Raw genomic sequence first — 24,812 nt, 5'->3', positions numbered from 1 at the left:
ACCCTGGAGGTGAGTCGACACACATCGAAGTGAGGGGCCACCATGACCACTGCACCAGATCGCACCCGAATCGAGTTCCCGGACATCAGCTCGCGTGCGTGGGAACACCCAGCCGATCGGGCCGCATTGGTGACGCTCCGGACGCTTCGGGGGTTCGACACTGTTCTGCGGACGCTGTCCGGACTGCTCCAAGAACGTCAGCACCGCCTCATGTACCTCGCCACGTCAGTGCGAGTCGACGAACGCCAGTTCAGTGACCTGAACGATCTGCGCCGTGACTGCGTCGAGATCCTGCAGGCCGACGAGACACCAGAGCTGTTCGTACTCCAGACCCCGATGGTCAACGCCTTCACCATCGGCATGGACAAGCCGTTCATGGTGGTCACTACTGGTCTGCTGGACGTGATGAACTACGAGGAGCAACGGTTCATCATCGGCCACGAACTAGGCCACGCACTGTCCGGCCATGCCGTGTATCGCACTATCTTGATGCATTTGATGCGACTGGCCGGAACCATCGGATGGCTGCCCGTCGGTGGGTGGGCACTGCGCGCGATCATCGCCGCCCTGATGGAATGGCAACGCAAGTCCGAACTGTCCGGCGATCGTGCAGGACTACTGTGCGGCCAGGACGTACACACAGCGATTCGCGTGCAGATGAAATTGGCCGGCGGATCCCGAGTCAGTGAAATCGACATCGACGCGTTTCTTGCCCAGGCCGCCGAGTACGACGCCAGCGGCGACCTCCGCGACGGTGTACTCAAGCTCCTCAACATCGAACTGCTCTCTCACCCGTTCTCGGTGCTTCGCGCCGCCGAACTCAAGAAGTGGGTGGACAGCGGAGACTACGCCGCGATTCTGCGCGGAAACTACCCCCGCCGCGGCGATGACGACGGAGCGAAGATCAGCGACGAGTTCAAGAATGCAGCCAAGACCTACAAGCAGAACTTCGACGAGTCGGAAGACCCCTTGGTCCGGATGGTGCGCGACATCGGTAGCGGATTGGGCGGTGCCGTGGGCGCCGTCGGGAACGGCGTCGGCGACGTAGCGACGGACATCAAGGAACGATTCACTCACTGGCGCAAGAGTTCCGACAGGTCGAAGGGCACTGACGACGCCGATTAAGCAGAATCGGGACCTGCCACCGAAGGCAGTCGGCGGCAGGTCCCGGATTCTTGGCGTGAAGGTGATGCAGGCTTCCCTCTGCACCACCCTCACGTTCACAGACAGTACCAGCAGTCGAACAAACGTGCGAACTGAAAGCGGTCGTGTCGAATCACCAGTTGTCGGGTACGCGGCATAGGACCACTACAGAAGGGAGCCGACATGCATGCTGGGCGGCTGAAGAAGGTCGGTTCGAGTGACGGCCCGTTTGCCTCCGTGTACTTCGAAGACGTCCGCAACCGGGAAGATGCACGCGAGCGCTTCGAACTCGAATGGCGCTCGATGCGCAATCAACTGACGAAACAGGGAGCATCGGAATCGCTGATCGCGCGACTGGACGAGATGAAGGACAACCATCACGGCATCTCAGGTCGCGCCGGACGCGCGATCGTCGCCACATCCGAGGCAGTGCTGATCGACGATATTCTGCTCGAACCTGCCGGCTCCACCATCGCGACCTTGGGCGAACTGCCCTACTTGATTCCACTGATCGCACACGGATACGACACCGAACCGTTCCTCATCGCAAAGGTCGACCACACTGGCGCGGACCTGTGCGTGCGCGATGCTCGCGGGCGTGACGTGTACGGCGAAACGGTAGACGGCGACGGCTTCCCGGTCCACAAGGCGCACGTGGGCGGCCAGGAGCGGTACACCGACAGCCAAAGCCTCGTGGAGGAGAACATCCGAAAGAACCTGACACAGGCCGTGGAGCGCGCGGCGGCGCTCGCCCGCGAACACAAGGTCGCACTGGTGGTCGTGATCGGAGAAGTACAGTCCCGCAAAGCTTTTGCACAGCTCCTACCGTCGACGCTACGGGTGGTGGACGTCGAAAAAGGTTCGCGTTCAGTCGGTTCGACACCCGCCGAGGTGTCGAAGTCGATTCGTGAACTGATCGACACGCAGCGACTACGCAGAATGGATGCGGAAACCGAACGCTACGTCGCAGAGCAGGGCCGGGACTCCGGCCTCTCCATCGACGGGACCGCACGCGTCCTCGACGCCCTCGAGCAGGGCAAGGTCGAGACACTGCTGCTCACCGATCCCGACGACAAGGAAGTCACCAGTGGAAAGCTGATCGGGCCCGCCGATCGCGTACTCCCCTACATCGCAATCGGGACCGGCACCGAGCTGGTACAGATCGACGAACGCCTCGTTCTCGCCGACGGATACGGCGCGATACTTCGGCACCCCTGAACACCGGCCCGATGATCAGATTCGGGGGCGAGCACGTTCAGCGAGAAGCGTGCTTGCCCACCGAGTCCGGGAAACCATCGGCAATCGCTGCGACGAGTTCCAGATATGCCCGTGCAGTGCGCTTGTTCAACAATTTCAAGTCGATCGGACCGCCCTCACCGAGGTGATCGTCATAGGGCAACGTCTTGACCGCTCGCACTCCACGCTGAGCGAAAACGTCCTCGAGTTGGTCGAGGTCGAGCGAAGACGAACCCGGCCGCGTCGCATTGATCGCCACGACCGACCTGCTCACCAGATCTGCGTATCCGTGCTTGGTCAGCCAACTGAGCGTTGCTGCAGCACTACGGGCACCGTCCTGCGCCGTCGGGCTGACGACTACCAAAGCGTCTGCTTCGTCGAGAATTCCGTACATGGCCGAGTGCATGATTCCGGTGCCACAGTCGGTGATGACGATGTTGTAATGCACCTCGAGAATTCGCAGAGTATCGAGGTAGTCCTGCTCGTTGAAAGACTCCGAAGTTTCCGGATCTGCCTCACTCGCAAGGATTTCGAGTCGGCTGTCGCCTTGCGAGGTGTAGTAGCGAACATCGCTGTACGTACGAATGTCACCGTCGGCCAACAGATCACGAACGGTCAGGTGATGTTCACGTCGTTCACGATCAGCCAGAGTTCCCAGGTCAGGATTGGCGTCGATGGCTACGATTCGATCGCCACGGATCGACGCGAACGTCGAACCGACGGTCTTTGCCGCCGTGGTTTTTCCCACACCACCCTTGAGTGAGATGAAAGCAATCTTGTACACGCCGCGCACTGTTCGGTTGGCACGGCGCACCAGAGCTTGATGTTCGAGTTCGGCGGCCGACTGCCCGGTGTTGATCCGCCCCCCGGTGAGTTTGAACAACACACTGCCCAAACCGCGTTCGGGTGGACGCTTCGCCCGCTTGATGATGTCCAGGTCGTCGACGGACGTCATAGCTCTGGGCGTCGAGGTCCGAAAATCGGTCGGCTCTTCACGACGTTGCTGGCGCATCCGCTGACTGGGCAACGGTTTTGCCGCAGGTTCGTCGAATTGCGGCGTGAAGGTGACGGTTCGAATCGACGTTGCGTAACCGTCGTCGGACGCGTCGAAAAGGCCGTCGCCCTGAGTCGTTCCGGAGTTGTTCCCCAGGACTCCGTTATTCGAACCGTTGTTATCGCTGCGCACCGTTTTCCTAGGTCGAGTTCGGAATCATTTCGGACATAGCCTCTCGGACGCTATCACTCTGGCGGGCTTGCCGTTCTCTGCTCAATACCGTCACGGCACAACAGACCGTTACACCCGCACTTCGATGACTTTGGTCCCCACGCCTGTGCCGATCTCAGCAAATACGAACGTCGTAACGATATGCGGCACAGATATCTTCATCTGCCGCTGAAAACAGCCTTCCGCAATGTCAGGGCAAATCCCTTGGTAACAAACGAGAAAAGGGAGGGTGATCACCTGGGCGATCGCCCTCCCTTTATGGACAAGTGTTCAGCTGCTGCAGAATTCCGTGCTCTCGAACGAAGTGCCCCCAACCCTACGGATCACTCGTACCATTCGACCGCCATCACGGGCAGAGCACACTCTTCACGTATGCACCACTCGGTTTGACGGTGCCGTCCGACCTCACTGCGCCGAAATACGACTCTCGATCCGTCGTTGCCCCGTAAGGCGCGTAGTCGTTGAGACGGTAGAAGATGAGCGGCCCCAACCAAGACTTGGTTTGCTTGTCTGCCATCGCTGCCTGATAGATCTCGAGTTGACGTGCTTCGCGGACGCTGTCCGGAGTCCCACTTGTAGGCGCCCCGAACTCGGTAATCCAAATCTTTTTTGCAGAATCTCCGTTGGCAGTCATGATTCCGCGAAGGCTCGGCCGAACGATCCCGCCGCCCGCGAACGACTCGACACTCATCTGAGACCACGAGTTCCAGTCATGTTCATCGGTAGGCAGCGCCGGATACGAGTACGGATGATGACCGACAGCGTTGAACGATGACCGTGCACCATTCGTATACAGGGATTGCAAGAATGTGAGTGGCGCGACCTGACTGCCGTCAACGGCGTCAAACCGACTCGGCCGGGCTCGACTACTAGCCCTCGTAGTAGCTGCCTGTATCCTTTCGCGTATGACGCCGGGTCCGAAAGATGTCGCGCAGCTGCGCGGCGCTTTCGTGGGCGGTACCTCCGGCGCGGTTTCCGTCGCAGCCCACGCGCTCGGTGGCGGCGGCATGGCCCCGTCCGAGAGCGCGGTGGTGTTGTTGATCCTCGCGTGCGCGAGCGTCGGCGCGGTGGTCACGTCCATCGACACTCGCCGATCCCCTGCCCTCTTGCTCGCCCTTATGCTCGCTGCGGGTCAGGCCATCGGTCACGCGACATTGACCATCGCTTCGGATCATCAACACGGCCTGCTCCTGTCGCTTCCGATGCTCGCAGCGCACATCGCTGCCGTCGGAGTGTGCGCAGTTCTGATCCGCGGCGCAGAACGCGGGTACGTCGTGGCGGCATCGACGGTGGCGGCAATCGTCGCCGTCCTATTGCGCCCGTGGGCACCTGAACCCTCGCCGTTCCCCCCCCCCCCCCCCCCCCCCCCCCACGGCGGGATCGAGTACACGCATGTCCGCACCCGAATTGGAGCGCGCACAGACACGCGCTTCCAACGACAGCTCTCCCCCGAAGAAGCAGGTCGGCGGCGCCAGACCGCTGATTCTGCGCCTGCACTTCTATGCCGGAATCCTCATCGGGCCGTTCATCCTCATCGCCGCGCTGAGCGGTGGTCTCTACGCGATGGCGCCCACCATCGAGAAATTCGTCTACAGCGACTACCTCCAGACCGACACCACCGGACAAATCGCGTCGCTGAACGACCAGATCCGTTCCGCCCAGCAGTACCGCCCTGACCTGACCGTCTCGGCAGTACGTCCGTCCCCTGCGGCCGGAGAAACCACGCGGGTCCTGTTCACCGATCCGTCGTTGGGCGAATCGGAGAGGCTCGCAGTCTTCGTCGATCCAGTGCTTGCACAGCCGGTCGGCGAGCTGGCGGTATACGGAAGCAGTGGTTCGTTGCCACTGCGCACCTGGATCTCTCAGCTGCATCGCCACCTTCATCTCGGTGAACCTGGCCGCCTCTACAGCGAATTGGCCGCGTCGTGGATGTGGGTGGTCGCACTCGGTGGCGTCTACCTGTGGTTCCGTCGATACCGCACCGCTCGGAACGCTCGTCTACTTACGATCGACCGAGCGCCCACCGGACGAAGCCGGACCCTGAACTGGCACGGTGTCGTCGGCATCTGGATAGCAGTTGCGTTGGTGTTTCTCTCGGCGACCGGACTCACGTGGTCGACGTACGCCGGAGAGAACGTCAGCAATCTGAGAACCGCATTGAGTTGGACGACACCCTCGGTCGTGAAAACTCTCGGCGACGCTCCACCACCGGCAACGGGCGGGCACGAGGGTCACGACATGGCCCCCGCCGCCGACGGCACGCTGACAGACACCAACGTCGGACGTGTCGACACCGTCCTCGGTATCGCCAGGTACAACGGGATCACCGGTCCGGTCGAAGTATCGATACCCGCCAACGCCGAGACAGCCTTCACCGTCGCCCAGACGCGTCAGCCGTGGGTGTACAGCAACAACACCCTCGCAATCGACGGAGCGACGCAGAAGGTCACCGACGAGTTGTGGTTCTCGGATTGGCCACTCGCAGCCAAACTTTCGGCTTGGGGAATCCAGCTCCACATGGGCCTGCTGTTCGGCCTTGCCAACCAGATCGCACTCACCGCACTGGCACTCGCGTTGGTCAGCGTGGTCATTCGTGGCTACATCATGTGGTGGCGCCGACGCCCCACCCGTGGCTCCGACTGGGCAGTCGGCCGGGCCCCTGCCCGCGGCGGGATTCGCAACCTCTCCCCGCTCAGCATTGTTGCGCTGGTTGCGGTAACCGCACTGGTGGGCTGGTTCGTTCCGCTACTCGGCATCAGTCTTCTCGCATTCCTGCTGATCGACGTTTGCATTGCGGCGTTCAAACGCCGCGCCACCACCTGACACCTCACGAATCACGGAGACACACATGACTGTTCGAACAAAGATATTCGCAGCTGTTGCACTGACCGCAGCTCTCGCCTTGACCGGCTGTTCTTCGAACTCCGACAAGGAAACCGAAGCCGCACAATCCATCACAGTTCAGGATCAATGGGTCAAGGCAGCACCCGAGGGAATGAGTGCGGCGTTCGCCGAACTCGTCAACTCCAGCGACAAGGACGTACGGGTGGTCTCGGCAACCAGTCCCGCGTCATCGCGACTGGAACTGCACGAGGTCGTGACCGGGGACGGCGGCACGATGACGATGCGCCCCAAGGACGGTGGGTTCCTGGTCCCTGCCAACGGGTCCGCCAGCCTCACCCCGGGCGGTGACCACCTGATGTTCATGGACCTGTCCGCGCCGCTGCTCCCTGGCGCCGAAACCGACCTCACATTGATCTACGACGACGGTTCCAGCACCACGTTCACAGCCCAGATTCGCGACTTCTCCGGTAATCAGGAGAACTACGACCCGAATCACGGTGGCTGAGAACACGAACCCGCCCAGCCGAGCAGTCAGCCGGCGGCGCCTTCTCGGAGGAGGTGCCGCCGCGCTCGGCGTCGCGGGAATAACTTGGGGCGCAACCACAGTGGTCGAGCGCAGCGAACACGAGCAGCAAGCAGGCAAGCTGGTGGAACCGTTCTACGGCGTCCACCAAGCTGGGATCGCCACCACTCCGCAAGCGCACGGCACGTTCATCGGTTTCGACCTCTTGCCTGGAGCCGATCGAGCTGTGGTCGTCGGGATCATGAAGATGTGGTCCGAGGATGCGTCACGGCTGACCGCCGGTAACCCGGCGTTGGCGGATACCGAACGGGAACTGGCCGTGGATCCGGCCCGCTTGACGGTTACCGTCGGCTACGGCCCTGGCCTGTTCACCAAGCTGGGATTGCAAGCACGTCAACCGGACTGGTTCGAGCCGTTGCCGAGCTACGAGATCGACCGACTTGACGATCGATGGGGCGGATCGGACCTGTTGCTGCAGATCTGCGGCGACGATCCGGTGACCATTGCTCATGCTGTGCGAGTTCTGACCAAGAACGTCCGATCACTGACGACAATCCGGTGGACACAAAAGGGATTCCGTAACGCGCGCGGCACCACGCCCGAGGGAACCACGATGCGCAATCTCATGGGCCAAGTGGACGGGACGGTCAATCCGGCTCCGGGAACAGTGGATTTCGATTCACTGATCTGGCACGACGGCGCCGGTCAACCGTGGCTCGCGGGCGGAACCTCGTTGGTACTACGACGCATTCGCATGGAAATGGATACCTGGGACGAACTCGATCGCTCGGGGCGCGAACTCACCATGGGGCGCACGTTGTCCAATGGCGCTCCGCTCAACGGAACCAACGAATTCGACGAAGCGGATTTCACACTCACGGACAAGTTCGGCATTCCGGTGATCCCGCCAGGATCACACATCGCGCGAGCCCACCAGACGCATGAGAAGGAGCAGTTCTTCCGTCGGGCATACAACTACGACGACGCACCCGAGAGCGGGCAGACCTCGAACTCGGGATTGATCTTCGCAGCATTCCAACGGGACATCGCCGAGCAATATCTACCGGTCCAACAGCGATTGAGTGACTTCGACGCACTCAACGAGTGGACGACGCCGATCGGTTCTGCGGTGTATCTCATTCCGCCGGGATGCACCGAGAACGACTATGTGGGAAGCGGATTGCTCGGCTGACAACCCCGGGTAACGATACTGTGGGGGGGGGCGGGATCCGTTCGGATCCCGCCCCCACAATGCCTTCTATCTGAAGTTGTTGCGTTACTTGGACTTACGAGGTCCCGGCATAACCGCCCCCGGACGAGCGGTAGTCAACCTCGTGACCCAACCGCTGACGGGCCACTTCTTCAGGCCGACGTTGTGCGGGGTGACCTCGGTTCCGACGTACTTGGCAGCGAGCTCGTCGTCGACGGTTCCGTTGAACCGCCACAGTTGGCTTCCGTCGGCATTGCGGGTGGACACCTCCCATGACTGAGCGCGGAATGCACCACGAATGATGCTGTCGGCAAACACCAGAACGGGGATTCCGATCTCGGCACGAACAGCTGCACCGGCAGACCACTCGGCGCGCGCAAGTTCGTAGATCTCTTCCGGCGTTGCTCCCGGACGAGCGGAGGCCGGCACGTGGAGGACGATGCTCGGCGTCGGGAGTTCCGGCGCGGGATCGGCCGAGTAGCGCAACGCGAGTTCCTCGACGCGGGTCGCACGGGCGTCCTTGTCCGATGTATCGCCCGCGAGGTTGGTCAGGCCCTCGCCCGCGTCGGTGATTCGCAAGGCTTCCACGATGCCGCGGACGACCTCGTCGGTAGTGGCGGCCGAATCCGTGGCGGCAGCGACCGAGCGGAGAAGAACGAAGTGCTCCACCGCCGAACCCGCGTCGTAGATTTCACGGATGCGGGCGATCTTGGCTGCTGTCACAGCAGCATTCGACTCGGCTGGGCCGTCCGCTCCTTCGAGATTCGCAAGTTCACCGAGCGCTTCGAATACCGGCGCGAACACTTGATTTCCCGTGCCGTGCCCGACATGGAACACCTGATCGTTGCGCGGGTCACGCAGGGCAAAGACGTACTGCCCCAGTCTCTTCCCAACCTTTTCGGTGAACGGCTGCGGAGCCGGCTTCCTGACGACCACCTCGGTGGACAGAGTGCGCATCACGGCCAGACGGAGTGCGTCGGGCACGCTGGTGGAACCGGCAGCACCGGAAAAGATTGCCGCCGAAGCAGCGCTGATCGAGGTGAACGTGCGGCCGACTTGCTTCTCGAGAGATGCAGAGACCGTACCGACCGCAGTCAGTTTTGCATCGAGGGTGCCGTCACCCTCGACAAGGAACTCCTTGATCAACGGAGCAACGAGCAGGGTGGAGCCGATAGCGCGAGGAACTGTCCAGACAATAGCCATGCCACGAGCCTAGGCGATCACCTCGAGACGCGAGGCGAACGCGACTCAGCCCGCCGCTGCCGGCCCGGCCAGTCCCTGCACAAGAAGGTTCCAGGCCGAGTGCGCAACTTCTTTCCGCGAGCTCTCGGCAGTCCGTTCCATGATCGCGGCGAACATGGCGATCGCCAGGATCACGTCCTCAGCAGTCACGGACTCTCGTATCTTCCCAGTTCGACGCGCCTCGTCGAGGCGCCCTTCGAGGAGATCGGTCAAACGGGCGCCGGCCGAATTCAGTCGCGAGTCGCCGAAGGAGACCGGCTTGATGACCTCCACGAACACGATGGACGTAGTGATCTGGTCGACCAACAAACGAAAAAGATCGTCGAGAGTCGAATCCGGATCAGCCGCCAGATCTTGCAGCTCGACGATGTTCTCGTCGAACACCGCGAGTGCGAGGCTTTCGCGAGTGGGAAAGTGCCGGTAGAGGCTGCCCTGGCCGACGCCGGCCGTGCGGGCGATCAGGCTGAGCGGAGCAGCAAATCCCTGGGTGGCGAACACCTCGCGAGCTGCTGAGATGAGCGCCGCACGATTGCGCGCCGCATCTCTCGGCCCTCTGTTGAGAGATCCGCTATTGACGCGGCCAGACGATGTCACGCACACTACGATACCAACCGGACAGCATTGTCCGGTTGGTTGCGGCCCGACACCGGTTCACACCCCGACCCGATCGTCGTGAGCGCTCGAACGCGCGCCTGCCCTCCGTGCTGCCTGTCCTTGAGGTACGTCTGCCCGTGAGATACGAAAGGCAATCCCGCACCGGGAGTTGGACTCGATGAAATCGTTCACGACCATCAGAACCAGATCTGCCATCGCGCTCGTCACCTTGATCACCGTCCTTCCCGTGTGCGTCGCTTCTGCTGAGCCCGCCACTGCCCCGGGCTCGATCCACGAGAACCCGGGTGTCGCTTCCAACGCTGCAAGCCGCGCCGAATGCGGCCCGGGCTCGATGCCCGAGACCGGGTTGCAGGGTGATGTTCCGGCCGAGGACCGAAACAGCGGACGCAGCCGAGACGGGTACAGCTGCAACATGTCTCAGATCGGCGGTTACTCGGGTCGCGGCGGCGGGATCACGTCCACCAACTTCGAACACTGCTCGTACATCGGCAGCTTCTTCCCCGGGAACCTCCTGGGCCCCGCGCAGGGCGTGCAAGTTCTCGACGTGTCGGATCCTGCCAATCCTGCTCTCACCGCCACGCTGACCGAACCTGCGATGCTGGCCGGAACGTGGGAGAGTCTCAAGGTCGACACCGCGCGAAAGCTGCTGGTGGGCACGGGCGTTCCGCTCTTGACCGGCGTCGGCCTGATGTCGGTCTACGACATCTCCGATTGCGCGCACCCGAAACTGCTCAACCCCGGACCAGGAACCGATCTGGGGATGCTGCTGCCGATCACCAATCACGAGGGTGGATTTTCACCGGACGGGAACACCTACTGGTCTTCCGGCACCGCTCCCGGCGTGGTGAGCGCCGTCGATCTCACCGATCCCGCCAACCCGCGTGTCGTCTGGCAGGACCTCATCGGGTTGTCGACCCACGGCTTCGGAATCACTCCAGACGGAAATCGCATGTACTTGTCGAACAATCTCGGCGGAATACATGTTCTCGACATCAGTGAGGTTCAGCGCCGCGTCCCGAATCCTCGGGTGCGCCAACTGTCCCAGCTCTCGTGGACCGACGGTTGGGCCACCCAACACAGCATTCCGGTCACCTACGACGGTTCGCCGTACCTGTTCACCGTCGACGAAGGTGGTTCCGGCGGAGTCAAATTGATCGACGTCTCCAATGACGACGAACCTGCGGTCGTCAATTCGGTGAAGCTCGAGATCAATCTGCCGGAGAATCAAGATGCTGCGCTGGCGTCTGCTGCCGGCGGATCGCTGTTCGCGTACGAATCTCACTACTGTTCGGCCGATCGCCCGGTCGACCCGACGGCGCTGGCATGCGGATGGATCTCGAGCGGGATTCGGGTCTTCGATGTTCGAGATCCCTTCGACGTCCACGAAATTGCGTACTTCAACCCACCCGCTCGGACCGGCGACAATCTCGAACTCGCCAACTCGCCGCACGCTCTCGCCTCGCTCATCGGGGTACCCATTCTCAGCACGCCGGCAATCGCGCAGTCGATCGCGCAAGGCCAGTTCGACCCCGGCCAAGCGCTGAGTTCGCGATCGGGCATGCTCGCTCTCGGCGACATCTCGACCGATTGGTGCTTCTCCCCACCCGAATGGCGCGGTACCACGTTGTGGGCGACGTGCGCCGACAACGGCTTTGTTGCCATGCAACTCGAAAACGGTGTCTACACACCACCCGCTGACCAGAAGACGACCGTGGGATCATGACGGCGCCGCGATCGGTCAAAGCCGTCGCACTCGTGGCTGCGGCACTGATGCTGCTCGTACTCGGCGCAGCATTACGTCCGCTGTTCGCACCCGAGAACCACACGCAGACAGCTGTTCTGAGCGAAACCGAAATCGGATTCGTGCATGACATGGCGGCCCACCATCAACAGGCCCTCTTCATTCTCGCGCGTCTGAGCCCCGATGTGGACCCGGCGGTTACGAGACTGGCCCAGCAGATCGACGATGTTCAGAGAACGGAAATCGGTGTCATGCTCGGCTGGCTGCGGTTGGCCGGTGTCCCGCCGAACAGTAGAACGCCGATGGCGTGGATGGAGGCGTCACCGAGCGGCGCTGGCGACTCTCATCATCACCCGGCAACGCTGGACACCGAGGCCGCCTCCATGCCGGGTATGGCTACGACCGAAGAACTCGAGAAACTGAGTAGCGCTCGCGGGTTCGACGCCGAGGTTATGTTCCTTCAACTGATGGAACGCCACCACCGTGGCGGGATCGCTATGGCGCAGGCCGCCGATACCCTGCTCGAGAGCGGGCCGGTGAAACAGTCCGCCCGCGACATGATCAACACGCAGAGTCAGGAATCCGGGCTGATGACACTGATGCTCGGACAACGTGGGGCGCAACCACTGCACTGACCCGCATGTGCACTGACTACCATGGGTGTCGACCTGTGAACTACAGAAGGAATCGACACTTCAATGACCCTGCTCGTTCGCGGAATCGAATGGTCGAACCCGACAGCACCGCGGATCCGATGCGTCGACGACACCACTTCCGCTACGACCTTCTACACTCACGACTCGGTTCTGCGATTCTCCGTCGACGAGGCGAAGGGCCGCCGTTGCCTCGGGTGGCGAGATCTCACCGCCGAAGGTTCGGGACACTCGCCGTGTGACCGCGGGGCCACGGTCGTTACCGGGCGCCAGTGCGATCGATGCCGAAATCGTGAGGGATTCACCACCGTTCATCAGGCACATGTCAGCGGCGCGCACATTCATCCGAACGTGCGCACCTATCTCACGCAACCACAATGGCTCTACATCGACATCTTCGCCGGCGGTCAGATGAAGGTGGGGACGGCGGCCGAGTTCCGCAAGCATCCGCGAGTCGCCGAACAGGGAGCGGTCTGCGCATTGTTCGTAGCGCGGTCGACGGACGGTTACAGCATTCGTTCCCTCGAAGCCCGAGTTTCGGAGCACTTCCACTTGAGCCAGGCCATACGTACGTCTCGGAAGATCGAAGCACTGACAGGACCCTTGGATCGCGAGAAACTGCGAAAGTCGTTGCACCACTTCGTATCGTCGATCAAAGACGAGCTGAATGACATCGGATCGGACATCGACGGAATCGAGATCCTGGAGGCTCCCGAAGAATGGATGGCGCCGGCGTGCGCCGACGTTGTCTTCGATGCGGCACCGTTGATCGCGTATCCGCACAGTTTCGAGTCCAGGGAACATTCCTTGTACTTGGAGGGCCTTGCCGGTTCGATCGCCTCGCTGCGGATCGACCCCGATCCTGAATCGCCACGCTTCGTCGCGGATGTGTCCGGACTGGTCGGTCGAACCATCACCGTCGGCGAGTTCGAGTCCCCTGGCGTGGCGATTCAGGAATCGTTGTTCTGAAAGTAGGTCAGCAACTTCCCGCGGTCGCTGCGGCGAATCCGCGAGTGACCTCAGCCTGCTCGTCGGCAGACAAGCTCGACCATTCGGGATAAGCCTGGATGGAGGTCAGCATGTCGTTTGCCAATGATTCACGCGTCATGCCCATTTCCTCGCCCGACTCGTCAATTGCCGGCTGGTATGCGTCGAGGTACCGGAGAACGTCGGAGCACGCCTGCGCGTAGGTCCGTGGCAGTGCCGAACTCACATTCGGGTCCGACGGGACCTCAGCCGGGACGCTCGCGTCGACCGACGGTGCCTCGGTAGTCGATTCCGACGATGTCGCCGGAGCCTCGGATGACGTCGTTGGTGACGCAGTGGTGGTCGCCGAAACGGAGGAAGTGAGTGTTCCGACCTCGGTCGGCTTGTCTCCGTCAGAACCGCAGGCAACCAGCGCCACCAGCGAGCAGGCACCGATGAACCCGGTGATCGTTTTCTTCATCCTTCAAGGATGCCAGAGGGCGTCTGGCGCTCGAACGGACCGGCATCGTCGACCGGCGAGAATCGTCCGGGCAGCCTGTCGAATCCGACTGCCTCGTCGGCCCGCCTACAGGATTGGACCATATGCCCCGTCTGCGAACCCATGCTACGGTGACTTAACTGCAAAGTAACTATGGGTGGGATTGTCCGGTCTGCCGCGTTCATCCGGAACGCTCTGATCGGAAATAGTTCGTCTTTAAGGGGCTGGAACGAGTGGGACTTTTTCGTCGACGAGGCTCCCGGGAGGAAGACGACGATCGCGGGCAAAACCTCGATCGCAGCGACCCCGGGTATGCCGCCTGGTTCGCGAACGTCTCCGACGCGGGCGGTCAGCCGGTTCCGTACAAGAGGCCGCTTACCGCGCCGGTGTATCCGCAACTTCAGACGCCGGTGCCGGACTTCGAGACGGATACGAGATGGCCGCTCAGCGCACCCCCCGGGGACGGCTGGCTGCCCGCAGACCGCATCGACGAATTCGAGTCGTCGAATGGCCGCTCATCTGCACCGAACGGAACGAGCCCACAAATCTCACAAGCTGAACAGTTGCCGCCCAGCCCACTCCCGACACCGCAACCAACGATTCCACCTCGAAATGTACCGATGACTTCATCACCGAAGCATCACCTGGAGTCGCCCCGCGCGACTCTGCCCTACCAAGGAGAAGCAATGAGCAACATCGACAAGATCCTCGGCGAATTGATGCGCATCGACGGTGCCAGCGGTGCAGCCGTAGTCGACGCCGACAGCGGGATGGTTCTCGGCATGAGCGGCAACCCGTCATTCAGCCTCGAGTACGCCGGCGCCGGAAACTCCGAGGTTGTGCGAGCAAAGCTCCGCACGATGAGTAACTTGGGGATTACCGACACTCTCGAAGACATTCTGATCACCCTGAGTAACCAGTACCACCTCATTCGTGTCCTCGAGACGCCCGGACTGTCAACGCTGTTCGTGTACCTGGTTTTGGACCGCGCGCGTGCGAACCTGGCACTGGCCCGCCACAAGCTGGGCGAACAGACACCCAAGATCGAGATCTGACGCTTCCACCCCCTTCCCGGCAATGCCCGGTCCTCGCCAACGGCGAGGACCGGGCATTGTTCGTTCCGCATCGTCGATTGGTGAACGTCGCGCCGGCACCGATACTGAGACAGTGACTATCGCGGATACTCCTTGCGGGTGGTTGACCACCCTTCGAAGCGACGGCTCGCCGCACACGACTCCGGTTTGGTTCTTACTGCGTCAGAACACATTCTGGATACCGAGCGCCGAGCAGAATCGGAAGGTTCGGAACCTGCTGGACGATCCTCGGGTCTCGTTGGCAGTCGACGGATCCTCTCGCGACCCATGGGTCGCACAGGGGTTCGGGACAATTCATCACGATGTCGGCGAGTTCGGCGGTCTCCTGAGACTTTTCGGCGAGAAGTACGACGGCTGGGATGCCGCAGACGAAACTCGTGAAGGTCCGCGAGTTCTCGTGTCGGTTCCGGTGACGCGATGGCTACTTCGACCGGACTGACAGACAGTGCCGGTTCAGCCCGAAATGTCGTGAATGACATACTTGTAGTTCATCTCTCGCAGAAATGGACTCTCACACATGGCACGCACGGCACATCACAGGCGCGGCATCACCGGCGTCACCATCGGCATTGCTGCCGTGATCGTGCTGGGAGGTTGCGCCAGTTCCAACGCCGACGCACCCGAAACATCTTCTCTCGGTTCGGGAATCGGATCCGGCGTCACGACGACGGTTACGGCCGGAACTTCGGCTCCCTCGTCCGCCGCAATTGAACTGCTGGCACAGATCCCCATCAAGGGACGCGCACCCAAGACCGGATACGACCGTGCACTGTTCGGTACCGCCTGGACCGACGACGTCACCGTCGAGTTCGGCCACAACGGCTGCGATACCCGAAACGACATCCTGCGGCGTGACCTCACCGACCTGACATTCAAAGACGGCTCCAAAAGCTGCTCGGTCCAAACCGGTACGCTCCGTGACCCGTACACGAACAAGACCATCGCCTTCACCCGCGGCCAGGACACGTCTTCTGCAGTCCAGATCGACCATGTTGTCGCACTCTCGGACGCCTGGCAGAAGGGCGCGCAGCAGCTCGACACGCAAACGCGAACCAATCTGGCCAACGACCCTCGAAACCTACGCGCTGTCGACGGGCCCACCAACCAGAAGAAGTCGGATTCCGACGCGGCGTCGTGGCTGCCGCCCAACAAGGCATACCGCTGCCAGTACGTGACTGCTCAAGTGGAAGTGAAAGCGGCATACGGTTTGTGGGTTACCCAAGCCGAACACGACACCATCGCAGACATTCTCGCGACCTGCTGAACTCTTGCGGTGATCAGCGACATTTGATCAGAGGACTCTGATCAGCGACATTTGATCAGAGGACTCTGATCAGCGACCTTTGATCAGATACCGCACAATCGCCATCCCGAGCGCGAGGCCCAACACGGTGGCCAGCGCTGCAACCAGACCGTGGCCGGTCAGTGCGACGAACACACCGGTTATGACTGCGACGACGGCAATGATCCCCGCGTCCACTCTGCTTTGACCACGTTCAGGCATGGCACTCTCTCGTGCTGTCAGGTCCGTCCGCTCCCCTCGTAGCGGACGGACCCAGCGGCAATCTGTCGAAATGCGCGAACTCTGGTGGCCTCACCGGGCTGACTTTGCGGGCGGTCCTGCGAGGCCGGCACGTCCCCCGGAGCCAACTCACATCGGTTCACGAAGTCCGTACCTTCGCAGAATATACCGATTGGTAGGTAATTACTGAGGGCTAAAGTCCCTGGTCATGGACTCATGCGACGAGTGGTCGAAAACTCGAGACGAACGAGCGCATCCGCGAGCCGAGCGTTCAATCGAGATGGCAGAGGGCCGTGGTCACCTCCAGAGGTCCATCTCGACATAGAGCGGAGACGTCTAGGACCCGAAAAGCGATCCGAGATCCAACGATCCGACTGACGACACTCTCTTCCAATCAGCGCAATACGCGGTGGTGAAGCGAGAATCCGTCAAGAGAATGGTGACTGTCGCCGGTTCGAGGGTGCTTTCGAACTCGAGGACATTCAATTCACCGTCGCCGTCGACTTTTGCCCGACCGTATATGCACGGCATATCAGCTGATACGGGCCCAGACGTCGTGTAGGTTCCCGGCAACACCTCCCACGGCACGTCGAACAGCCCATGACCGGGAATCGTTCCCGGCGCTGCTGAGGCCGCAGACGTCCCGATCATTGCCACACCGACAGCTACTGCTGCAGCGGACRCGAGCAAACTAACCTTGCGCATTTTCCCTACCTTGTTCATACCTGAACCGCAGCGGCGAGTTCGAAGGCTTGTTGACGTAAGAACCCGCGGTTCGCGCAGTTCTTCAACTAACGGTAGTAAAAGGGCACGAGTTTTGGTGAGCTACCTTTTGTGGTTCTGGCCCGATTTCCGTGACGGAGACTCCCATTGAGAAAAATAGGGAACGCCGGCGTTGCGGCTCTCGGCATGATTCGAACCTGTCATTCCAGTATTCGATCACACAACCGTATGCGAGCCGAAACGTCGACGCTCCCCTGCCGTTTGGGTGACTCAGCCTCCGAGTGAGCCCGTCGGCAGCTTCGAGAAGATGTCCCCGAGGCTTCCGGTTCCACCAGGAGTTTCCGGTTCCGTCGGATCCACCGGCTCGACGACGATGACGCCGGGCACGGTGACGGTCACGGTCTTGTCCGCAGATTCCGAAGAACTGAACTTCTTGGTACCCAAGAACTTTGCGGTGATGCGATGCTCGCCCTGGTCGCGGAACGGCCAGACCAGTTCTGCATGGCCATTGGAATCGACTGTGGCGCTACCGATCTTCGTCTCGCCGTCGAAGAACTCGACCGTGCCCTCACCCGGGTTCGGGTCGATACTCGCCGCAATCTTGACGTCTTCGCCCGTCAGTGCCTCCAGTGCGACAGCGACCGTCGTCTCGGTCTGGTTGGTCGCGAATACCTCGGTAGTCGAGAGGGCGCTGCGTCCCTCGCCCGAAGCAACACAATACCCAGCGGCATTGACCCACCGGGACTCACCGAAACTCATGCTCGTGTCTTTGATCTTGATACTCGGGCTCGTCGCCCCGGCGCGCAGGTGCGTCGTCGCGCTTCCCTCGTCGGACCGAGCTTCGAGTTTCAATTCGACTGCCGGCAAACGAAAGTCCGTGTTGGCCTTGACTTGCAGCCCTTCCTTTGGCTTGTTGTCGTTCGCGCTCGGACCGTCGTTGACTGTCTTGTTGCCGGTACCGGTAATTCGCAGGTACTCACCCGCCGGGTTCGCGTTTCCGTCTGCGCCCACCCGGAGCAGCACCGCAGTCTCGCCGGTCAAGTTCGACGACGAATCACCGACGAGGGAGTACGAAACCAGGGTTGCCCCTTGCGGTAGTGCGATGTCGTACTTGATACGACCGGTGTCCGAATCCGAACTACGCATGGTGCCCGGATGCAGTTTCACTGTGAACTGTTCGCCGGGACGCACGGACGTGGGCGCCGTGACCTCCAGGTTGTCGGAGAACGACGAATCCCAATCGGTGGCGCCGTCGACCCGGCACTTGTGTTCGAAGGAAACTGTTCGCGTCACGGTATCGGAAGCCGCTGCTACCGGAGCGGACACAGCGAGGAGTCCGGCCGCGACAGCTGGTACGACTGCGCAAACAGCCAGAGAACGGGAGTTCATATGTTGCCTTTCAAAAAGACTCGGTCATCGAGTGTTCGGTGAAGTAGGACCGTGATCACTTGCCACCGAGCGAACCTGTGGGCAGCTGCGGCAGAACGGACTCGAGGCTGCCGAGACCACCCGGAGTGCCCGGATCGGTCGGGTCGGGATCGACCGATCCTGTTGAATCCCCGGTCACCGTGAGCATGTGTGCCGCCGACGTGTACTTCGCCTCGTCACCGGTAGCTGTGAAGACTGCAGTCACGGACTTGGTACCCGCCTTACCGAAGGTCAGATCCAGGCGGGCAATACCGCGAACCACCGGCCGCGGGTCACCGACGGGCTTACCGTCGACCATGAACTGTACTGTTCCCGTTGCGTTTTCCGGATCGACGTGAGAAGCAAAAGACACCTTGGTACCGGTGGCGGCCGTCGTCGGTCCTTCGAGCGTCGTCACGATGTCTGCTCCAGGCTCGGGATCAACAGGTCCGAGGTCTCCGTCGATTTTCGTGGATGCCAATGCGCCGGCACCGGCGTTGAGGGGACCCGTCTCACCGTCGCGAGGAGAACAGGATGTGGGCGCCCAGATGGTTCCCGCGAGCCAGTGACTTACCTGAGGGAGGAAGGTCAAAAACGACTCCGGTCCGCCGAAAGTACCTGCAGCACCCGAAGTCCGGACATTGGTTTCGACTGCGCCGGACGGCCCGGCCTTTACGGTGATTCTGATCTTCGGAAAGACGATGTTGGTCTCGGCTCCGGACTGAGCGTTGATCGCAAGCCCGCCGTGCGCACCCGACGACGATGACGGACTGTTGCCGATCGCTTCGTTTGCGCCGGACAACCGGAGTATCGGACCGTCCGCTGCGGGAGTGCCGTCTTCGTTGACACGAATCACCGAAGCAGGTTTCCCGGCAACAACATTGCCCGGATCGGTGACCGTCGCCGAAACGAACTCCGCGTTGGTCGGAATCGGCAGATCGATCTTCAGACGCGAGATCTTCTTGACACTGGCGCCGCTCACATCGTTCGGGATCTGAACGCTACCCGGATCCACGTCGATGTCGAAGACTTGACCTGGCGCCACGACCGAAGGAGCCGAAACTCGCACCGTAGCAGGCTTTCCGTCTGACGAAGGACCGGAGAACGCACTCGGAACTGCGCGGCACGTGACCTGAAACGTTGTCGACGTGGTTTCTGCAACGGGCGCCGCGGTCGCCGGAATCACGGCCACAGCGGTTCCACCGGCAAGGAGGCCGGTAAGGAGCGCAGCATTCAGTAGGCGTTTTGACATGATGTCCTCTCGGAACAACCTGATTGACGTTTGCCGCCGAACTGTAACGGAGCCAGCGCCCGAGTTGACCCGTTTTCAATAAACAAAAACCACACAGTAGGTAAATAATTGGTAAGGGTTACTGGTCGTCACATCTGACCGCCACCGCGAGCCTTGCCCCTCTCGATCAATCTCGCGATTTGAGATTCACTGCAGGGAAACACAATTCGACAGAAATCCGCGCCGTAGTGAGAACTCCGTTCATACTCTACCCTTACGGGAGGGTAGAGTATGAGAACCTCGTCAGGACGGAATCTCATGGCAGTAACCATCGCTTCATCCACCAACGACAATTCGGTTCGGGCCGCGCTCCGGTCACCTCGCCGTCTCAAAACGGAAGTTTTGGCCGGACTGGTCGTGGCGTTGGCACTGATTCCCGAGGCGATCTCGTTCTCGATCATCGCCGGCGTCGATCCGCGGGTAGGACTGTTCGCGTCGTTCACGATGGCAGTGACCATCGCCGTCGTCGGCGGACGACCCGCAATGATCTCCGCAGCTACCGGCGCCGTCGCACTGGTCGTCGCTCCACTGACGCGCGAGTACGGAATCGACTACCTGATTGCGACAGTCCTTCTGGCCGGTCTGCTCCAGATCGTGTTGAGCCTCCTCGGCGTCGCCAAGCTGATGCGCTTCATCCCGCGCAGCGTCATGGTGGGATTCGTCAATGCACTGGCCATCTTGATCTTCATTGCCCAACTCCCCCACCTGATCGATGTTCCGTGGCTCGTCTACCCACTTCTGGCCGTCGCCCTCCTGATACTCGTATTCCTGCCGAAACTGACCAGCGCGGTCCCGGCTCCACTGGTGGCGATCGTGCTACTGACCACCGCCACAGTCGTTTTCGCGTTCAACGTCCCCAATGTCGGCGACGAGGGCGAGCTTCCGTCGAGCCTGCCGACGCTACTGTTCCCCGACGTCCCTCTGGACATGCACACACTGTCGATCATTGCTCCGTATGCATTGGCCATGGCGCTCGTCGGCCTCCTCGAATCGTTGATGACGGCCAAGCTCGTCGACGACGTCACGGATACTCACTCGAACAAGACCCGAGAAGGGTGGGGCCAAGGCGTCGCGAACATCGTCACCGGCTTCTTCGGAGGCATGGGAGGGTGCGCGATGATCGGCCAGACCATGATCAACGTCAAGGTCTCCGGCGCTCGCACTCGAATCTCGACCTTCCTGGCGGGCGTGTTCTTGCTGATACTCGTGGTCGGCCTCGGCGATGTCGTGGCGTTGATTCCCATGGCCGCATTGGTAGCCGTCATGATCATGGTCTCGGTCGGCACTTTCGACTGGCACAGCATCAATCCGAAGACCCTGCGCCGCATGCCGATCGGCGAGACATTGGTCATGCTGGTCACCGTGGCGGTCACCGTCGCGACCCACAATCTTGCCTACGGCGTGATCGTCGGAGTGATCACCGCGATGGTCATCTTCGCCCGCCGCGTCGCGCATCTCACCGAAGTGATCGACGTCGCTCATCCGGACGAGGACACCCGTGTCTATGCGGTTCGAGGCGAGCTGTTCTTCGCATCCAGCAACGATCTGATCTACCAGTTCGACTATGTCGACGACCCGAAGAACATTGTCATCGATCTGTCCGAGTCGCATGTCTGGGATGCGTCGACCGTGGCGACACTGGACGCGATCACCACCAAGTACGCGGCCAGAGGCAAGAATGTCGAGATCGTGGGGCTCGACGACGCATCGGCCGAGCGCCATCTGCGCCTGTCCGGACGCCTGGGTGACGGTCACTGAGAGTATGGAAGCCCAGCGCGACGAAAGTAGGAGTGATGTCTGAGCCGGAACATGCGGTCCAGGGACAGAACATGCAGATCGGGCAGGTTGCCGAACGCACCGAACTGTCGATCAAGACGATCCGTCATTACGACGAGGTCGGTCTGGTCACTCCATCGGAGCGGACCGCCGGAGGATTCCGCTTGTACACCGAGGCGGACGTCCAACGGCTACTGGTAATCCGACGAATGAAGCCGCTCGGATTCAGTCTCGAAGAAATGAAACAACTCCTCAATTCCCTGGCAGTGCTCGGCGACGAAGCTTCGGACGCATCAACACGAACCGCCGCAACCGAATTCGTCACCGCCTGCCATACCCGGGCGGAAGAAAGCTGCACACACTTACGTAAGCAACTCGCCTACGCCGAAGAGCTGACGGGATTGCTCGCCGACCACAGTCTGAACGGTGAACGGCATTCGTGATCTGCAAGCTGAACTAAGCTGGGTTGATGGCCCGATATTTCGACGTTCACCCGGAAAACCCGCAGCCGCGCGCGATCAGCCAGATCGTCGAAATGCTGCGCAACGACGCGGTCATCGCCTACCCCACCGACTCCTGCTACGCCCTGGGTGCCCGAATGGACAATCACTCGGGCACCGATCGGATCCGCGAGATCCGTCACCTGCGGTCGGATCACCACTTCACGCTGGTCTGTGCCGACTTCGCGCAGCTCGGGCACTTCGTCCACGTCACCAACTCGGCGTTCCGGGCGGTCAAAGCGGCTACGCCTGGGCAGTACACGTTCATCCTTCCCGCCACGAAGGAAGTTCCGCGTCGACTGGCACACGCCAAGAAGAAGACCGTCGGAGTGCGTATCCCCAGCCACCCGGTAGTGCGGGCGCTCTTGCAAGAGTTGGGTGAACCGATCCTCTCCAGCACCCTTCTCCTACCCGGCGCCGAGGAGCCGATGACGGACGGCTGGCAGATCAAGGAAGAACTCGACCACCAACTCGACGCCGTCATCGACTCGGGTGACTGCGGCACCGAGCCCACCACGGTGGTCGACTATTCGTCCGGTGCCCCCGAGATCGTGCGCGTCGGCGCGGGAGATCCTTCCCGTTTCGAATGATCCCCCCGCCCGTGCCACATCACGGATGGCAACGTGTCACGGCGTCACGATGTCGAACCACAGATCGAAGTCCTCCAGCAGCGAGATGAACGTCTCCAGTTCAGACTGATCTCCCACAGCTTTTGCCGTTCCGGCCTTGATGGATTCGGTGAGCGAAGTCGTTCCCAGATACACCTCGTTGAACACGGCACGGGTCAAGGTCAGAGTCAGCGCCGCCGAAGCATCTGCCTTGTCCGTGTCGTAATTCAGCACGCCGTTGCGCACTGTGACCAGGACGTTGTCCGCAGTGTCCGACAACACGAATCGCAACGACAGGTCGACGTCGGCAGCTTTGGGACCGTCGAGGCGAACTGCCCAGAAGTCCAGCATCTGCTCGAGAGGCATCACGGCGACAACGGCCGGGCCGGTGGGGTTGTTGGACGGCATCGGTGCCAGCGGATGCCGCAGTTCCATCGCTCCGACCAGGTAGAAGTTGCGCCACGTACCGTTCTCGGCTTGGTAGCCGAGTTGTTCGTACGTGTCCGCCAACAACTCTCGCGCTTTCTGGTTACTCGGATCGGCGAACACCAGATGGTTCACCAGCTCCGCTGCCCAGCGGTAGTCGCCGTCGTCGAACGCCTGCTTGCCCTTGGTCAGAAGCGCGTCCGGTCCGCCGACGGCTTCGACGTAGCGCTTGCCGTTCTCCACCGGCGGATGAGGATTGAGGTGAGCCGGAACGCCGTCGAACCAACCGAGATAGAAGGTGTAGATCGCTTTGACGTTGTGACTGAGCGAGCCGTAGTACCCGCGGTTGTACCACTGCTTTCCGATGGCGTCGGGTACCTCGATCTGGTCGGCAATCTCTACCGGTGTCAGTCCCTTGTTGGCAAGACGCAACGTCTGATCGTGCAGATACTTGTACAGGTCTGCCTGATCCGACATCAGCTTCAAGATCTTGTCGTTGCCCCACGTGGGCCAATGATGCTGCGCAAAAATGATTTCGACGTCGGGGAAAAGTTCCATCGCCAGACGAACGTAGTGCGACCAGGCCTTGGCGTCGCGAGTTTTGGCGCCGCGCAACGTGTACAGGTTGTGCATTGTGTGCGTGACGTCCTCCGCTGACCCGAGCGCCTTGAAATCGGGTAGATAGAACAACATTTCGGACGGCGCTTCGGTGCCCGGCGCGAGCATGAACGTCACTCGCACGCCGTCGATGACTTCTTCGTGTACCGGTTCGGTGATGACGTCGGTCGGCACCGCGAACGTCGACGTGCCGTGCGACGTGGACAGTCCGAGACCACCGGAAACCTGCCCCTGCGGGCCTGGACGCAGGAATGATCCGTACATGTACATTCCGCGACGCGTCATCGCCGTTCCGGCGAGCACGTTCTCGGAGATCGCTTCCTCCGTGAAACTGTCTGGTGCATAGACTTTTACGGCACCGGACTCGATCTCTTCGTCGGTGACAAATCCTTTGACTCCGCCGAAGTGATCGCCGTGGGAGTGTGTGAAGATAATTGCCTTGACCGGGACCTTGGGGCGGTGCTGGTAGTACAACTCCAGCGCAAGAGCGGCTGTTTCCGCGGACATCAGGGTGTCACCGATGATCAACCCGGTATCGCCCTCGATGATCGTCGTGTTCGACAAGTCCTGGCCGATCACCTGGTAGAGGCGATCGGCAAGCTTGAAGAGCCCGCCGCCCTTTCCCATCAAAGTGGCTTGGCGCCAGAGACTCGGGTTGACGGTGTCCGGCGCTTCGCCGTCGGCGAACCCGTAGGCGTCGTAGGAGAAGATGAACTGTCCTTTGTCACCCTTGACCAACCCGCCGTCGATGAGCGGCGCTACCAGACCGCGAGAAATCAGTTCGAAGTCGAATGTGTCATCGAACGGAAGATCACGGAGGACCTGGGCATTCGCAAGGCGAGTCGCTTCGGTAGCTGACTTGGGTCGAGTTCGGATGGTGTAGTCATCTTCTCTTGCGCCCCTCGGGAACTCGCGGTGTCCTGTGTCTGGATACCGGTTCATCCTCGATC

Annotated in this window: 23 protein-coding genes and 1 pseudogene; 14 read left to right on the top strand and 10 right to left on the bottom strand. The window is 61.2% G+C overall.

Going from position 1 to position 24,812, the window contains the following annotated elements; translation table 11 throughout:
- The first annotated feature begins 42 nt into the window (after positions 1-42).
- Both AC1DVN_RS05215 and AC1DVN_RS05210 read left to right on the top strand, forming a co-directional pair.
- On the top strand, positions 43-1,125 hold the full coding sequence (locus AC1DVN_RS05215; RefSeq protein WP_019747189.1) for a M48 family metallopeptidase: 1,083 nt from the start codon (positions 43-45) through the stop codon (positions 1,123-1,125).
- 201 nt (positions 1,126-1,326) lie between these two features.
- A complete protein-coding gene (locus tag AC1DVN_RS05210; protein ID WP_477993602.1) occupies positions 1,327-2,361 on the top strand; it encodes a baeRF2 domain-containing protein in 1,035 nt (344 codons plus the stop codon).
- A gap of 37 nt (positions 2,362-2,398) precedes the next feature.
- Here the strand turns inward: AC1DVN_RS05210 and AC1DVN_RS05205 are convergent, their stop codons facing one another.
- The gene (locus AC1DVN_RS05205; RefSeq protein WP_020906466.1) at positions 2,399-3,565 is read right to left on the bottom strand and encodes a MinD/ParA family ATP-binding protein; all 1,167 of its coding nucleotides are present in this window, start codon (positions 3,563-3,565) and stop codon (positions 2,399-2,401) included.
- A gap of 385 nt (positions 3,566-3,950) precedes the next feature.
- The gene (locus tag AC1DVN_RS05200; protein ID WP_029254616.1) at positions 3,951-4,295 is read right to left on the bottom strand and encodes a hypothetical protein; all 345 of its coding nucleotides are present in this window, start codon (positions 4,293-4,295) and stop codon (positions 3,951-3,953) included.
- A 701-nt stretch (positions 4,296-4,996) separates the two neighbouring features.
- Between AC1DVN_RS05200 and AC1DVN_RS05195 the strand changes: the two genes are divergently transcribed.
- From AC1DVN_RS05195 to AC1DVN_RS05185, 3 genes are read left to right on the top strand one after another with little or no spacing between them, the layout of a single operon-like run.
- Positions 4,997-6,427, top strand: coding sequence for a PepSY-associated TM helix domain-containing protein (locus tag AC1DVN_RS05195; protein WP_477993601.1), 1,431 nt, complete (start codon positions 4,997-4,999; stop codon positions 6,425-6,427).
- Between the two features lie 25 nt (positions 6,428-6,452).
- Positions 6,453-6,953 (top strand): copper chaperone PCu(A)C, encoded by a 501-nt coding sequence (locus AC1DVN_RS05190; RefSeq protein WP_019747182.1) that lies wholly within the window; start codon positions 6,453-6,455, stop codon positions 6,951-6,953.
- Entirely contained in the window at positions 6,946-8,163 is a 1,218-nt protein-coding gene (locus tag AC1DVN_RS05185) for a Dyp-type peroxidase (RefSeq protein WP_477993600.1), read from the top strand. The genes AC1DVN_RS05190 and AC1DVN_RS05185 overlap by 8 nt, the downstream gene beginning before the upstream one ends.
- 84 nt (positions 8,164-8,247) lie before the next feature.
- Here the strand turns inward: AC1DVN_RS05185 and AC1DVN_RS05180 are convergent, their stop codons facing one another.
- Together AC1DVN_RS05180 and AC1DVN_RS05175 are read right to left on the bottom strand one after the other, a co-directional pair.
- Complete coding sequence (locus tag AC1DVN_RS05180; protein ID WP_021343094.1) at positions 8,248-9,384, bottom strand: GIY-YIG nuclease family protein; 1,137 nt, start codon at positions 9,382-9,384, stop codon at positions 8,248-8,250.
- 45 nt (positions 9,385-9,429) lie between these two features.
- Positions 9,430-10,017 carry a TetR/AcrR family transcriptional regulator gene (locus tag AC1DVN_RS05175; RefSeq protein ID WP_225320295.1) on the bottom strand — a complete coding sequence of 196 codons (588 nt, stop codon included), beginning with the start codon at positions 10,015-10,017 and terminating at the stop codon, positions 9,430-9,432.
- Positions 10,018-10,195: 178 nt separating this feature from the next.
- On the opposite strand from AC1DVN_RS05175, the gene AC1DVN_RS05170 reads away from it, so the two are divergent.
- The 3 genes from AC1DVN_RS05170 (at position 10,196) to AC1DVN_RS05160 (ending at position 13,401) form a co-directional block, all read left to right on the top strand.
- On the top strand, positions 10,196-11,761 hold the full coding sequence (locus AC1DVN_RS05170; protein WP_477993599.1) for an LVIVD repeat-containing protein: 1,566 nt from the start codon (positions 10,196-10,198) through the stop codon (positions 11,759-11,761).
- Positions 11,758-12,414: a DUF305 domain-containing protein gene (locus AC1DVN_RS05165; protein WP_477993598.1), complete on the top strand. Its 657-nt coding sequence runs from the start codon at positions 11,758-11,760 to the stop codon at positions 12,412-12,414. Before AC1DVN_RS05170 ends, AC1DVN_RS05165 begins: the two co-directional genes overlap by 4 nt.
- Before the next feature lie 63 nt (positions 12,415-12,477).
- Positions 12,478-13,401: a DUF2797 domain-containing protein gene (locus tag AC1DVN_RS05160; protein ID WP_477993597.1), complete on the top strand. Its 924-nt coding sequence runs from the start codon at positions 12,478-12,480 to the stop codon at positions 13,399-13,401.
- A 7-nt stretch (positions 13,402-13,408) separates the two neighbouring features.
- On the opposite strand, the gene AC1DVN_RS05155 is transcribed toward AC1DVN_RS05160, so the two are convergent.
- Positions 13,409-13,879: a hypothetical protein gene (locus tag AC1DVN_RS05155; RefSeq protein ID WP_019747175.1), complete on the bottom strand. Its 471-nt coding sequence runs from the start codon at positions 13,877-13,879 to the stop codon at positions 13,409-13,411.
- A 704-nt stretch (positions 13,880-14,583) separates the two neighbouring features.
- On the opposite strand from AC1DVN_RS05155, the gene AC1DVN_RS05150 reads away from it, so the two are divergent.
- From AC1DVN_RS05150 to AC1DVN_RS05140, 3 genes and pseudogenes are all read left to right on the top strand, one after another.
- Positions 14,584-14,952, top strand: a complete 369-nt coding sequence (locus AC1DVN_RS05150) for a roadblock/LC7 domain-containing protein (RefSeq protein WP_020906454.1) — start codon at positions 14,584-14,586, stop codon at positions 14,950-14,952.
- A gap of 112 nt (positions 14,953-15,064) precedes the next feature.
- Positions 15,065-15,430, top strand: a complete 366-nt coding sequence (locus AC1DVN_RS05145) for a pyridoxamine 5'-phosphate oxidase family protein (RefSeq protein ID WP_279219660.1) — start codon at positions 15,065-15,067, stop codon at positions 15,428-15,430.
- A gap of 78 nt (positions 15,431-15,508) precedes the next feature.
- Positions 15,509-16,252: pseudogene (locus AC1DVN_RS05140) on the top strand (HNH endonuclease family protein); the annotation flags it as partial.
- 72 nt (positions 16,253-16,324) lie between these two features.
- On the opposite strand, the gene AC1DVN_RS05135 reads toward AC1DVN_RS05140, so the two are convergent.
- The 4 genes from AC1DVN_RS05135 to AC1DVN_RS05120 form a co-directional block, all read right to left on the bottom strand.
- Positions 16,325-16,495 carry a hypothetical protein gene (locus AC1DVN_RS05135; RefSeq protein ID WP_020906453.1) on the bottom strand — a complete coding sequence of 57 codons (171 nt, stop codon included), beginning with the start codon at positions 16,493-16,495 and terminating at the stop codon, positions 16,325-16,327.
- A gap of 354 nt (positions 16,496-16,849) precedes the next feature.
- Entirely contained in the window at positions 16,850-17,218 is a 369-nt protein-coding gene (locus tag AC1DVN_RS05130) for a hypothetical protein (RefSeq protein WP_477993596.1), read from the bottom strand.
- 288 nt (positions 17,219-17,506) lie between these two features.
- Positions 17,507-18,625: an Ig-like domain-containing protein gene (locus tag AC1DVN_RS05125; RefSeq protein ID WP_113682210.1), complete on the bottom strand. Its 1,119-nt coding sequence runs from the start codon at positions 18,623-18,625 to the stop codon at positions 17,507-17,509.
- Between the two features lie 55 nt (positions 18,626-18,680).
- On the bottom strand, positions 18,681-19,895 hold the full coding sequence (locus AC1DVN_RS05120) for an Ig-like domain-containing protein (protein ID WP_477993595.1): 1,215 nt from the start codon (positions 19,893-19,895) through the stop codon (positions 18,681-18,683).
- Between the two features lie 297 nt (positions 19,896-20,192).
- Between AC1DVN_RS05120 and AC1DVN_RS05115 the strand changes: the two genes are divergently transcribed.
- The 3 genes from AC1DVN_RS05115 to AC1DVN_RS05105 are packed head-to-tail and all read left to right on the top strand — an operon-like array spanning position 20,193 to position 22,800.
- A complete protein-coding gene (locus AC1DVN_RS05115) occupies positions 20,193-21,692 on the top strand; it encodes a SulP family inorganic anion transporter (RefSeq protein WP_172932344.1) in 1,500 nt (499 codons plus the stop codon).
- A gap of 35 nt (positions 21,693-21,727) precedes the next feature.
- Entirely contained in the window at positions 21,728-22,153 is a 426-nt protein-coding gene (locus AC1DVN_RS05110; RefSeq protein ID WP_019747166.1) for a MerR family transcriptional regulator, read from the top strand.
- Between the two features lie 26 nt (positions 22,154-22,179).
- Complete coding sequence (locus AC1DVN_RS05105; protein WP_019747165.1) at positions 22,180-22,800, top strand: L-threonylcarbamoyladenylate synthase; 621 nt, start codon at positions 22,180-22,182, stop codon at positions 22,798-22,800.
- Positions 22,801-22,836: 36 nt separating this feature from the next.
- On the opposite strand, the gene AC1DVN_RS05100 is transcribed toward AC1DVN_RS05105, so the two are convergent.
- Positions 22,837-24,804 carry an alkyl/aryl-sulfatase gene (locus AC1DVN_RS05100; RefSeq protein ID WP_477993594.1) on the bottom strand — a complete coding sequence of 656 codons (1,968 nt, stop codon included), beginning with the start codon at positions 24,802-24,804 and terminating at the stop codon, positions 22,837-22,839.
- Positions 24,805-24,812: the final 8 nt, after the last annotated feature.

Source organism: Rhodococcus sp. P4_E4 (assembly GCF_056401575.1).
The sequence above is the reverse complement of the archived record's forward strand: the minus strand, read 5'-3'. Positions and strand labels throughout refer to the sequence as shown.

Excerpts from the sequence above, each read along its gene's own strand:
- AC1DVN_RS05215 (WP_019747189.1), top strand. The coding sequence starts at position 43 with ATGACCACTGCACCAGATCGCACCCGAATCGAGTTCCCGGACATCAGC.
- AC1DVN_RS05210 (WP_477993602.1), top strand. The coding sequence starts at position 1,327 with ATGCATGCTGGGCGGCTGAAGAAGGTCGGTTCGAGTGACGGCCCGTTT.
- AC1DVN_RS05200 (WP_029254616.1), bottom strand. The coding sequence starts at position 4,295 with ATGAGTGTCGAGTCGTTCGCGGGCGGCGGGATCGTTCGGCCGAGCCTT.
- AC1DVN_RS05195 (WP_477993601.1), top strand. The coding sequence starts at position 4,997 with ATGTCCGCACCCGAATTGGAGCGCGCACAGACACGCGCTTCCAACGAC.
- AC1DVN_RS05190 (WP_019747182.1), top strand. The coding sequence starts at position 6,453 with ATGACTGTTCGAACAAAGATATTCGCAGCTGTTGCACTGACCGCAGCT.
- AC1DVN_RS05180 (WP_021343094.1), bottom strand. The coding sequence starts at position 9,384 with ATGGCTATTGTCTGGACAGTTCCTCGCGCTATCGGCTCCACCCTGCTC.
- AC1DVN_RS05170 (WP_477993599.1), top strand. The coding sequence starts at position 10,196 with ATGAAATCGTTCACGACCATCAGAACCAGATCTGCCATCGCGCTCGTC.
- AC1DVN_RS05165 (WP_477993598.1), top strand. The coding sequence starts at position 11,758 with ATGACGGCGCCGCGATCGGTCAAAGCCGTCGCACTCGTGGCTGCGGCA.
- AC1DVN_RS05160 (WP_477993597.1), top strand. The coding sequence starts at position 12,478 with ATGACCCTGCTCGTTCGCGGAATCGAATGGTCGAACCCGACAGCACCG.
- AC1DVN_RS05155 (WP_019747175.1), bottom strand. The coding sequence starts at position 13,879 with ATGAAGAAAACGATCACCGGGTTCATCGGTGCCTGCTCGCTGGTGGCG.
- AC1DVN_RS05150 (WP_020906454.1), top strand. The coding sequence starts at position 14,584 with ATGAGCAACATCGACAAGATCCTCGGCGAATTGATGCGCATCGACGGT.
- AC1DVN_RS05135 (WP_020906453.1), bottom strand. The coding sequence starts at position 16,495 with ATGCCTGAACGTGGTCAAAGCAGAGTGGACGCGGGGATCATTGCCGTC.
- AC1DVN_RS05125 (WP_113682210.1), bottom strand. The coding sequence starts at position 18,625 with ATGAACTCCCGTTCTCTGGCTGTTTGCGCAGTCGTACCAGCTGTCGCG.
- AC1DVN_RS05120 (WP_477993595.1), bottom strand. The coding sequence starts at position 19,895 with ATGTCAAAACGCCTACTGAATGCTGCGCTCCTTACCGGCCTCCTTGCC.
- AC1DVN_RS05115 (WP_172932344.1), top strand. The coding sequence starts at position 20,193 with ATGGCAGTAACCATCGCTTCATCCACCAACGACAATTCGGTTCGGGCC.
- AC1DVN_RS05110 (WP_019747166.1), top strand. The coding sequence starts at position 21,728 with ATGTCTGAGCCGGAACATGCGGTCCAGGGACAGAACATGCAGATCGGG.
- AC1DVN_RS05105 (WP_019747165.1), top strand. The coding sequence starts at position 22,180 with ATGGCCCGATATTTCGACGTTCACCCGGAAAACCCGCAGCCGCGCGCG.
- AC1DVN_RS05100 (WP_477993594.1), bottom strand. The coding sequence starts at position 24,804 with ATGAACCGGTATCCAGACACAGGACACCGCGAGTTCCCGAGGGGCGCA.